Here is a 10,733-nt window from a genome sequence, read left to right as displayed (position 1 = left end):
CCTGCTCCTCGCCATCGGGAGTGCGCCCGGGCCGGTCGTCGAGGTGCTGACCCTGGGCGCGACGGTGCACCGCCTGGAGGTGGCCGGCGGCGACGGGACGCGGCGCAACGTCGTCATGGGACACGCCACCGCGCAGGAGCGGCTGGCGAGCAGCCACTACATGGGCGGCACCATCGGGCGCTACGCCAACCGGATCGCCGGCGGCCGGTTTCCGCTGGACGGCCGCGAGGTCACCGTCGGCGCGCACGACCGGGGCAACAGCCTGCACGGCGGACCCGACGGCTTCGACCGTCGGCTCTGGGACGTGGTGGAGCACGGCCCCGACCACGCGGTGCTCTCACTGGTCAGCCCGGACGGCGACCAGGGCTTCCCGGGGACCGTGTCGGCGCAGGTCCGGTACACCGTGCAGGGCGACACCGTGCGCATCGTCATGGAGGCCACGACCGACGCCGCCACCGTCATGAACCTGACCAACCACGCGTACCTCAACCTCGACGGCGAGGGCTCCGGCACGATCGACGACCACGTGCTCCACGTCGCTGCCGACGAGTACACCCCCGTCGACGCCAGCGGCATCCCCGTCGACGGGCATGCCCCGGTGGCCGGCACGCCGTTCGACTTCCGGGAGCCGCGCGTCGTCGGCACGGCGATCCGGCGCGAGCACCCCCAGGTCGCCGACGCCCGCGGCATCGACCACAACTACGTCGTGCGCGGCGAGGGGCTGCGCACCGCCGCGGTGCTCGAGTCGCCGCGGACCGGGACCCGGCTCGAGCTGCGCGCGGACCGGCCCGGGCTGCAGGTCTACACCGGGAACTTCCTGGACGGCACCCGCCGCTCGACGAGCGGTGGACGGTACCGCCAGGGCGACGGGATCGCCCTGGAGCCGCAGCTGTTCCCCGACTCCCCGAACCACCCGGAGTGGCCCTCGGCGCGGCTCGAGCCCGGTGAGACCTACCGCGCCACGATGGAGTGGGCCCTCGGCGCCGCTCGGCTCAGCGGATGACGTACGCCGTGCCGCCGGAGGTCGGGATCCAGGCGTCCTCGAACTCGCCGCGGCGGTAGGTGCGACGTACGGACGCGTTGCTCGGGGCGGCGGGATCGTTGACCACCACGTCACCGGAGGCGGTGAACCCGACGATCACCAGCAGGTGCCCGGCGGTGGAGGAGATCGGGGCGCCGGTGAGCTCGCCGCGGCCGAAGGCCACCGAGACGACCAGCGGGGTGCCGGCCGCGATGTGGTCCTCGGCCTCGCGCAGGCTGCGCAGCCGGGTCACGAAGGCCTCGGGAACGAACCGGCCGGCGTAGGCGGTGTTGAAGGCCCAGTTGCCGGTGCCGTCGTACCCGTGGTCGTAGGTCATCCGGGCGGTGTGGTCGACGACGGCGTCGGCGTGGCCGGCGACGCGCGGGCCGGGGACGCCGCGGAAGCCCAGCACCATCGCCACCGAGGTGGGCGAGCACCAGGCCTCACCGCCGCCGCCCCACTGCGGGGAGTGGCCCGCATGCACCATCTGGGAGTACGACGGCACGGCGAGCACCGTGCCGACGCCCGGTCCGGGTGCGGAGGTGGCCACGTCGTCGGTGACGGGCAGCCGGGAGGCGACCGCGCCGATCCGGTCGAGGGACACCGCGGCGCGGGACCCGGGGGCGCGGAGCAGCGTGACCTTGAGCTGCCAGCCGGTCGCGCCGGTGGCGGCGAGCGTGCGCAGGGTGTCGACGGAGACCCGGGCGAGGTCGTCGGTCTGCGGACCGGCCGAGGTGCGGGCGATCGCCTCGCCGGAGGTCCAGCGGCCCATCACGTCCCAGGACGACACGGCCGACCCGGAGCGCACCCGCGCCTTGACCTCGACCCAGCTGCGGCCCGGCGTGGTCGCCTGCCAGGACGGGATCAGCTCGGTCAGCGCGAAGCCGGGCTGGACCCACGCCGAGGTCCAGGAGCCCGACTCGTAGGACCGGCCCCGGTAGGTGCGCCGCACGGTCGGCTTCCTCAGCCGCACCGAGCCCTGGCCGATCTTGACCCCCGCCCTCTCGCCCGCCCGCAGCTGGCCGCCGGAGGTCCAGGACGTGTGGGCGACCAGCCGCTCCGCGGGGCCGGCAGGGGCCGGGGCGGCCGACGCGGGCGGCGCGAGGCCGGAGGCGAGGAGGGAGGCGAGCACGAGGGCGAGGGGAGGGCGCACCACCCGACCGTAGGTCACATGTGCCCCATCCGTCACGGGATCCGGGGATGCCGGGCGGCATCGCGCCCGGCCCTAGGATGAGTGGGTGAACTTCCAGCTCCACGACACCGCGACCCGCGAGGTCCGCGAGTTCGTCCCCCTCGAGGAGGGGAGGGCGGGTCTCTACGTGTGCGGCCTGACGGTGCAGAGCGAGCCCCACGTCGGGCACGTGCGCTCCGGGGTGAACTTCGACGTGCTGCAGCGCTGGATGCGGGTGCTCGGCTACGACGTCACCTTCATCCGCAACATCACCGACATCGACGACAAGATCCTCGCCAAGGCGGCCGAGCAGGACCGGCCCTGGTACAACCTCGCCTACACCATGCACCGCGAGCTCGACCGGGCCTACGCCGCCCTCAACGTGGCGCCGCCGACCTACGAGCCGGCGGCGACCGGGCACGTGCCCGAGATGATCGAGCTCATCGGAGAGCTCATCACCCGCGGTCACGCCTACCGGGCCGAGGACGGCTCGGGCGACGTCTACTTCGACGTGCGCTCCTGGCCGGCGTACGGCGAGCTGACGCGGCAGGGCATCGACGACATGGAGCCGGCCGCCGACGCCGACCCGCGGGGCAAGCGCGACCCCCGTGACTTCGCGCTGTGGAAGTCGTGGAAGAAGGAGACCGAGCCCGAGACCGCGGCCTGGCCCTCGCCGTGGGGCCCGGGTCGGCCGGGGTGGCACATCGAGTGCTCCGCGATGGCCGGCAAGTACCTCGGCAACGCCTTCGACATCCACGGCGGCGGCGTCGACCTGCGCTTCCCGCACCACGAGAACGAGCAGGCCCAGTCGCGGGCGGCGGGGCACCCGTTCGCGTCGTACTGGATGCACAACGCCTGGATCACCACGGCCGGCGAGAAGATGAGCAAGAGCCTCGGCAACTCCCTGGCCATCCCGGCGGTGCTCCAGGACTACCGCGGCATCGAGCTGCGCTACTACCTCGTGGCGGCGCACTACCGCAGCCACGTGGAGTTCAGCTTCGAGGCGCTGGAGGAGGCGGCCACCGGCTTCCGCCGGGTCGAGACGTTCCTCGAGCGGGCGGGGTACGCCGCCCAGCGGCCGTCCGGGCTCGACGCGCTGCCCGAGGCCTTCGTCGCCGCCATGAACGACGACCTCGGCACCCCCGCCGCGGTCGCCGTGCTGCACGAGCACGTGCGCGAGGGCAACCGGGCCCTGGCCGCCGGCCAGGACGTCACCGGCCTCGCCGGCCGCGTCGAGGCCATGCTGGACGTGCTCGGCCTGCACCCGCACGACGCCGCCTGGGCCGCCGGGTCGTCCTCGGCGGACGACAGGCTCACCCGTGCCGTCGACGTCCTCGTCGCCGGCCTCCTCGAGAGGCGCGCGGAGGCGCGGGCGGCGAAGGACTTCGCCACCGCCGATGCGCTGCGCGACCAGCTCGCGGCCGCGGGCGTCCTGATCGAGGACACCCCCGCCGGCCCGCAATGGAGCATCTGATGCCAGGGGTCCCGATCCGCCGGCTCGTGCCTCACCGGACACTCGACCACCGAAAAGGACACGAACGTGCCTGGTAACAGCTCCCGCAGGGGCGCCATCCGCAAGACCAGCAAGGGCCCGACCGCAGGCTCCGGCGGCCGCGTCAAGCGCGGCCTGGAGGGCAAGGGCCCGACCCCGAAGGCGAAGGACCGCCCCAACCACAAGGTGTACAAGGCCAAGGCGAGGTCCGAGCGCGAGGAGCAGGCGCGGCCCAAGCGCCGTACCCCCAAGGGCAGCGACGCCGAGTGGGTCGCCGGCCGCAACGCCGTGGTCGAGGCGCTGCGGGCGGGGATCCCGGTCACCGGCATCTACGTCGCCGAGGGCGCCGACCGCGACGCCCGCCTGCGCGAGGCCTTCAGGCTGGCCGCCGAGCGCGGCCTCTCGCTGCTCGAGGTCACCAAGGTCGAGCTCGACAAGATGACCAGCGGCGCGGTGCACCAGGGCCTGGCAGCCCGGGTGCCGTCCTACGAGTACGCCCATCCCGACGACCTGCTCGACAACGCCCCCAGCGGCGAGAAGCCGCTCATCGTGGCGCTCGACTCGGTCACCGACCCGCGCAACCTCGGTGCCGTCGTCCGCTCCGCCTCGGGCTTCGGAGCGCACGGCGTGCTCGTCCCCGAGCGTCGGGCGGCCGGGATGACCGCCGCGGCCTGGAAGACCTCGGCCGGCGCCGCAGCGCGCACGCCGGTGGCCCAGACGGTCAACCTCGTGCGCCAGCTCAAGGCCTACCAGGCCGCCGGCTGCATGGTCGTCGGCCTCGCGGCCGACGGCGACGTCACGCTGCCCGAGCTGGTCTCCGAGGGCGGCCTGTTCGACGTGCCCCTCGTCATCGTCGTCGGCTCGGAGGGCAGCGGCCTCTCGCGCCTGGTCGCCGAGACCTGCGACCAGCTGGTCAGCATCCCGATGGCCAACCACCTCGAGTCGCTCAACGCGGGCGTCGCCGCCTCCGTCGCCCTGTACGCCGTGGCGCAGGCGCGCGCCGCCCACTGACCCACCCGATGCCCGGGCACCGGCGCACGACCCCGCTCCGCTGGCTGGTCCTGGCGGCGCTGTGGCTCGTCGTGTCGCTGGCGACGGCGTCGACGCTGTTCCTCACCAGCAGCCGCAGCACGGTGCTGGCGAGCCATGACGCCGTGCTGCGACCGACCCTCGACAGCGAGGCCGAGCTGCGCACCGGCCCGGTGCTGCCGAACTTCCGGATGGTGGTGGACGGCCCGGTCGGGGTGTCCATCGACCTCGGCAAGACCGAGGCCGCCTCGACCCAGGAGCTGTTCCAGCGCTACGCCGTGATCGCCTCCGAGCCGGACGCGCAGATCGCCAAGGCGCGGGAGCTCGTGGTCGACATGGCGGTCTCGGCCGCCCTGCGGGGCGCGGCGGTCGGCTGCCTGCCGGTGGCGGTCTTCCTCCTGCTCGGCGCGGCCCGTCGCCGGGAGCTGGTGAGCGGGCTGCGGCACCTCCAGCCGCGGGCGCTGGCCGGCGCGCTGGCGCTGCTGGTCATCGGCGTCGCCTTCTGGCAGCCCTGGCAGGACCGCGACGACACCGTCGAGGCCGAGCGCGAGTGGGTCACGCTGGCCGACTACCTCGGCGACGGCGTGCCGCTGCCGGTGGGGCTCGAGGCCGTCGAGATCCGGGTCGACGCGACCACCGACCAGTCCAGGCGGCTCTTCGAGAGCGCGCTGTCGACGTTCGAGAAGAGCAAGCAGTTCTATGCCCAGGCGGTCGAGGCGGCCGGCGAGCTCGACCTCCGGGAGCCCGAGGACGGCGAGACCGTGGTGACGGTGGTCTCCGACCGGCACGACAACATCGGCATGGACAAGGTCGCCCGGGCCGTCGGCGACGCGGGAGGCGCCACCGCGGTCCTCGACGCCGGCGACGACACCTCCTCGGGCAGCGCGTGGGAGGCCTTCTCGCTCGACTCCCTCGACGAGGCGTTCGAGGACCTGGACCGGTGGGCGGTCGCGGGCAACCACGACAACGGCACCTTCGTCAGCCGCTACCTCGCCGACCTCGGCTGGACGATGCTCGAGGGCGAGGTCGTCGAGGGACCCGGGGGCACGACGCTGCTCGGCGTCGACGACCCGCGCTCCAGCGGGCTCGGGAACTGGCGCGACGAGACCGGGCTGTCCTTCGACGAGGTGGGGCAGCGGCTGGCCGACGCGGCCTGTGACGCCGAGGAGCGCGTGGCCACGATGCTGGTGCACGACGCCAACCTGGGCAGGGAGGCGCTGGCCCGCGGCTGTGTCGACCTCGTCGTCGGGGGCCACCTCCACGTCGAGCTCGGCCCCACCGAGGTCGTCGGCGACAACGGCAGCACCGGCTGGAGCTACACGATGGGCACCACGGGCGGGGCGGCGTACGCCATCGCGGTCGGCAGCAAGCCCCGTCGCGACGCCTCCGTCGCGCTCATCACCTACGCCGAGGGCCGGCCGACCGGGATCCAGAGCGTGCTGCTGCGCACCAACGGCGACTTCCTGGCCGGCGAGTGGACCGCGCTCGTCCCGGCGATCCCGGTCACCGCGTCGGACGGGTAGCGCGCGCTCGTCAGAAGTAGTCGCGGACGTGCTGCTCGCGGCTCCCGAGCAGCGCGTCGATCCGGGCGTCGTACGTCGCGGGCCCGGTCAGCAGGCCGGCGGTGCGGATCGTGGCGCAGGAGGCGGCGCCGGCGTAGGCGAGGGCCAGCCCGCGCGGGGCGAAGACCGGCGCCTCGGACGAGGGGTCGGTGCGGCGGCAGGTCGAGGCGCCGCCGGTGAGCTCGTAGGTGCCGTCCATCCGCTCGAGCAGGTCGCCCGCCACGGAGAACCGCACCGGCTCCCCGTCGGGCAGCGCCAGCCCGGTGCAGGCGCCCACGACGTCGTGCACCCGCAGCATGTAGGCGTGGCCGCCGGTGACCGGCCACGCGTGCGACGGCAGCAGGAGCCGGGCGGCGTCCAGGCCGGAGGTCAGGAACCGCACGTGCCCGGTGACGGTGGCGAACGAGCCCAGGACGCGCAGCAGCGCGCGCAGGGCGTCGGGGGTCGAGGCCAGGAGGTCGGCGACCTCGACGGTCGCCTTCTCGTCGTAGCCCTCGCCCCGCGTCCAGGAGCAGTAGCCCAGCACGGTGCCGTCGGCGTCGCACGCCAGCGTGACCCCGGTGAAGGCGTCGACGAACTCCTGGGCCGTCGAGACGAACGAGGGTCCGCGACGGGTCAGGGGGCCGTTGTGGGCGCCGGCCCACGCGTCGTACACCCGGCGCACGGCGTCGAAGTCCTCCGCCGCGGCCCGGCGCAGCGTGACGCCCTCCCCGGGGCGCACGGTCGTCAGAGCCGTCGTCGCCACCTCGACGGCGTCGTAGGAGGTGATCAGCTCGTAGCCGAAGCGGCGGTAGATGCCCGGCGCGGTCGGGAAGAGCGTCGAGACCACCTCGCCGCGCTCGCGCAGCCCGTCGTCGAGCACCACGCGGAAGAGGTCGTCGAGCAGCCCCCGGCCCCGCGCCTCGGCGCGCACGGCGACGCCGGCGATGCCGTTGGTGGCGACCTCGACGCCGTGGAACCAGGAGTGGTACTCCCGGCCCATCACCTTCGCCAGCAGCACGCCGTCGTCGTCGAAGGTGCCCCACGACCGGCGACCGGGGAGCGGGTAGGTCGCGGGATCGGGCGCGGGCACGCCTGCCGGCCGGTCGCCGAACGCCTCCGCCCCCAGGGCGCTCGTCTGCGGCAGGTCGTCGGCGGTCAGCAGGCGGGTCTCCACGGTGCCAATCTAGGGGTCGGTCCGGGACCCCGGGCCGCGGGGAGCGCTAGCCTGCCGTCATGGCCCTGCGCATCGTGGCCAGCCGCCCGGACCCGGCGATCCTCACGCTGCCGTGGTCGACGCCGCTGGAGGAGTGGAGCGACGAGCACGTCGTGCCGCTGCCGCGGGGCCTCTCCCGCCACGTGGTGCGCATCATCCGGCTCGGCTCTCGCACCTACGCCGTCAAGGAGACCAACGACCCCATCGCCTTCCGCGAGTACGCCACGCTGCGCGACATGCAGCGACTCGGCCTCCCCGCGGTGGTGCCGTACGGCGTGGTGGCGGGTCGCGTGGCCGACGACGGGAGCGAGATGCAGGCGGCCCTGATCACCCACCACCTGCAGTTCTCGCTGCCCTACCGCAGCCTGTTCTCCCACGGCCTCACCGGCGACAACCTGCCCTCGCTCGTGGACGCCATCGTGGTGCTGCTGGTGCGGCTGCACCTCGCGGGCTTCTACTGGGGCGACGTCTCGCTCTCCAACGTGCTGTTCCGCCGCAACGCGGGGGAGTTCTCGGCCTACCTGGTGGACGCCGAGACCGGCGAGCTGCGCAACGAGGTGGGGTCGCGGATGCGCGAGTACGACCTCACGGTGGGCTGCGAGAACATCTTCGCCGAGCTGCTCGACCTGCAGGCCAGCGGCGCGGTCGACGCCGACACCCAGGCCCTCGAGGTGATCGACTACCTCCGCGAGCGCTACGGCGTGCTGTGGTCGGAGCTGACGCAGGAGGAGGAGTTCTCCGCGCACGAGCTGTGGCGCATCGAGCAGCGCGTGGAGCGGCTCAACGACCTCGGCTTCGACGTCGAGGAGATCGACATCGTCACCGACTTCGACGGCGACACCGTGCGCATCCAGCCCAAGGTCGTCGAGCTCGGCCACCACCGGCGCGAGCTCCAGGCGCTGACCGGCATGCACGTCGAGGACAACCAGGCGCGCCGGCTGCTCAACGACATCGCGCGCTTCACCGCCCACTTCGACCTCGGCCGCGAGGACCGGCACCTGGTCGCCAACCGCTGGGTGACCGAGATCTACGAGCCCATCATGGCGATGATCCCGCCGGAGGCCCGCGGCAAGCTCGAGCCCGCGGAGGTCTTCCACGAGATGCTGGTGCACCGGTGGTACCTCTCCGAGCGCGCGGGCCGCTCGATCGGCACCTTCGACGCCGCGCGCGACTACATCGCCACCCAGCTGACCAAGCGGCCCGACGAGGCCATCACCGCGGAGGCCTGAGCCGGCTCAGACGGCGTGGACGGTCACCACCGGGCCGCCGCTGGCCGCCCCGGGCACCGTCGGGCCGTACGGCTCGGTCGAGAGCAGCAGCGTCGCGTCGTCCCACGGCAGCTCGACGGCGGGTCCGCCGGCCCGGCGGGCGGTCACCAGGACCGAGCCGGCCTCGTGCTCGCGCAGGTAGCACAGGGTGTCGTCGTCGACGTGCACCCAGCGCAGCCCTCCCTCGCGCAGCGCCGGCTGCTCGCGGCGCACGGCCGTCAGCGCGGAGTACGTCGCGAGCGTGGCGTCGTCCCACTCGCTGCGGCGGTGCCAGGGCATCGGCCGGCGGGCGTCCTCGCCGAGGACCCCCTCGAGGCCGATCTCGTCGCCGGCGAAGATCATCGGCACCCCGGGCATCGTGAGCTGCAGGCCGGCCGCCACCCGGTGCACGCCCGCGCTGCCCACGAGGGTGCGGATGCGGGGGCTGTCGTGGGAGCCGAGGATGTTCCACGAGTTCGCCGTCGCCCGCCACCCGAGCGTGCCCTGCCACTCGCGCAGGGTCGCCACGACGGCGGGGCCCGGCCGGCGCGGCACGCTGACGGGCCGGCCGAAGGGGCGGGCGGGCGACGCCGGGTCGACCAGCCACGACCACACCGGCCAGGAGAAGCCGGAGTAGTTCATGACGCCGTGCCAGCCGTCGCCGGCCACGTCGGCGGTGGCGTCGTGGTTGTGCTCGCCGATGACCCAGGCGTCCTCGCGCAGCGCCTCGGCGGTCCGGCGTACGGCGCGGGCGACCTCGTGGGCGTCGTCGACCGCACCGAGGCGGCCGGTCATGTTGGCCACGTCGATGCGCCACCCGTCGAGGTCGAAGGGCTGCTGCAGCCAGCGGCCCACCACGGAGTCGGGGCCCTCGACCATGGCCGAGCGCAGGGCGGGGTCGCCGTGGTTGACCTTCGGCAGGGTGCGGTGGCCCATCCAGCACTCGTAGTAGCCGCGGTCGTCGAAGTAGTAGTAGCCGCGCTCGGGCGAGCCGGGGTCGGCGACGGCCGTGCGGAACCACTCGTGGGTGTCACCGGTGTGGTTGGTGGTGAGGTCGCCGAGGATCCGCCAGCCGCGGGCGTGCACGGCCTTGCCGAGCCGCTCGTAGGCCTCGTCGCCGCCCAGCAGCGGGTCGGCCCCGGTGAACGTGGAGGCGTTGTAGCGGTGGTTGCTCTCGCCGGGGAAGATCGGCGTCGTGTAGACGATGTCGGCGCCCACCTCCGCCACGTGGTCGAGGTGGTCGGTGATGCCGTCGAGGTCGCCCCCGAAGAGCTGGAGCGGCGTGCGCGGGTCGTCGCTCTCGAAGTAGACCTCGTCGTCCCACTGCGCCGGCACGGCCCACGGCGGCGTCGGCTGGTGGTCGGCCGCCTCGGAGCGGGCGAACCGGTCCGGGAAGATCTGGTAGACGACGCCGTGCCGGGCCCACTCCGGTGCCGACCGGTGGGCGCTGAGCTTGAAGTCGTAGGCGTCGGGCACGTCCCGGTCGACCAGACCGGCGCCGTTCAGCCACTCCTGCGCCGCGCCGCGCACGATGAGGAAGCGGTAGTGCGTCACGGGGTTGTGCACCGGGATCGACCCCGTCCAGGAGCCGTCCTCCTCGCGGGTGCACCGGTGGTAGGTGGGCTCGGCGTCGTAGGTGGTGCGGATCCACACCTGGTCGATGGGGTCCTGCGGGCTGCTCGCCATCCGCAGCCCGACCCGGCTGCCGAGGACGGGCGCGTCGCCCTCCCCGCCCCGCAGGTCGACGTACGTCGCGGAGCCGTCGTGGTGGGGGTCGTCGAGCAGTGTCACCGGAGAAGCCTAAGGGCGTCGATTAGCATGTGCGCGCGTCGTCTCGGCGCATGCCGGTGTAGCTCAGTTGGTAGAGCGCTTCTCTTGTAAAGAAGATGTCGCGGGTTCGACTCCTGTCACCGGCTCCTGGAGTGCCTGTCCTCCCGGGCACCGCCGCAAACCCGTTGACCGGGGCGGCGCGCGTGCCGGTTGCGTGCGTCGTCCACCATCCCGACACACCACCAG

Annotated in this window: 8 protein-coding genes and 1 tRNA gene; 6 read left to right on the top strand and 3 right to left on the bottom strand. The window is 73.7% G+C overall.

The window, feature by feature from the left end:
• Window positions 1-1,003, top strand: a 1,003-nt coding sequence (locus tag QZX64_RS03030) for an aldose epimerase family protein (RefSeq protein ID WP_295656853.1), incomplete at its 5' end; no start/stop codon positions are given.
• On the opposite strand, the gene QZX64_RS03025 is transcribed toward QZX64_RS03030, so the two are convergent.
• Window positions 993-2,174 (bottom strand): C39 family peptidase, encoded by a 1,182-nt coding sequence (locus tag QZX64_RS03025; protein ID WP_295656851.1) that lies wholly within the window; start codon window positions 2,172-2,174, stop codon window positions 993-995. The two genes, QZX64_RS03030 and QZX64_RS03025, sit on opposite strands and share 11 nt — an antisense overlap.
• An 85-nt stretch (window positions 2,175-2,259) precedes the next feature.
• On the opposite strand from QZX64_RS03025, the gene cysS reads away from it, so the two are divergent.
• The 3 genes from cysS to QZX64_RS03010 all read left to right on the top strand — a co-directional run bounded on the left by cysS (window position 2,260) and on the right by QZX64_RS03010 (window position 6,236).
• A complete protein-coding gene (gene cysS, locus QZX64_RS03020) occupies window positions 2,260-3,666 on the top strand; it encodes a cysteine--tRNA ligase (RefSeq protein ID WP_295656849.1) in 1,407 nt (468 codons plus the stop codon).
• Between the two features lie 66 nt (window positions 3,667-3,732).
• The gene (gene rlmB, locus QZX64_RS03015; RefSeq protein ID WP_295656847.1) at window positions 3,733-4,695 is read left to right on the top strand and encodes a 23S rRNA (guanosine(2251)-2'-O)-methyltransferase RlmB; all 963 of its coding nucleotides are present in this window, start codon (window positions 3,733-3,735) and stop codon (window positions 4,693-4,695) included.
• A gap of 8 nt (window positions 4,696-4,703) precedes the next feature.
• Window positions 4,704-6,236, top strand: a complete 1,533-nt coding sequence (locus QZX64_RS03010) for a metallophosphoesterase (protein ID WP_295656845.1) — start codon at window positions 4,704-4,706, stop codon at window positions 6,234-6,236.
• A 10-nt stretch (window positions 6,237-6,246) separates the two neighbouring features.
• On the opposite strand, the gene QZX64_RS03005 is transcribed toward QZX64_RS03010, so the two are convergent.
• Window positions 6,247-7,431, bottom strand: coding sequence for an enhanced intracellular survival protein Eis (locus QZX64_RS03005; protein WP_295656843.1), 1,185 nt, complete (start codon window positions 7,429-7,431; stop codon window positions 6,247-6,249).
• A 59-nt stretch (window positions 7,432-7,490) separates the two neighbouring features.
• Between QZX64_RS03005 and QZX64_RS03000 the strand changes: the two genes are divergently transcribed.
• Window positions 7,491-8,699, top strand: a complete 1,209-nt coding sequence (locus QZX64_RS03000) for a DUF4032 domain-containing protein (protein WP_295656841.1) — start codon at window positions 7,491-7,493, stop codon at window positions 8,697-8,699.
• Between the two features lie 6 nt (window positions 8,700-8,705).
• Here the strand turns inward: QZX64_RS03000 and QZX64_RS02995 are convergent, their stop codons facing one another.
• Complete coding sequence (locus QZX64_RS02995) at window positions 8,706-10,508, bottom strand: glycoside hydrolase family 13 protein (protein ID WP_295656839.1); 1,803 nt, start codon at window positions 10,506-10,508, stop codon at window positions 8,706-8,708.
• A gap of 52 nt (window positions 10,509-10,560) precedes the next feature.
• On the opposite strand from QZX64_RS02995, the gene QZX64_RS02990 reads away from it, so the two are divergent.
• Window positions 10,561-10,633 (top strand) — tRNA-Thr (locus QZX64_RS02990).
• Window positions 10,634-10,733: the final 100 nt, after the last annotated feature.

The organism is uncultured Nocardioides sp., from assembly GCF_902805925.1.
Taxonomy (GTDB): domain Bacteria; phylum Actinomycetota; class Actinomycetes; order Propionibacteriales; family Nocardioidaceae; genus Nocardioides.
Note: the sequence above shows the minus strand (reverse complement) of the source record. Positions and strands in the feature narration are given on the sequence as shown.

What these genes read in the sequence shown, in the direction of transcription:
- QZX64_RS03010 (WP_295656845.1), top strand. Translation starts at nt 4,704, where the DNA reads ATGCCCGGGCACCGGCGCACGACCCCGCTCCGCTGGCTGGTCCTGGCG.
- QZX64_RS03000 (WP_295656841.1), top strand. Translation starts at nt 7,491, where the DNA reads ATGGCCCTGCGCATCGTGGCCAGCCGCCCGGACCCGGCGATCCTCACG.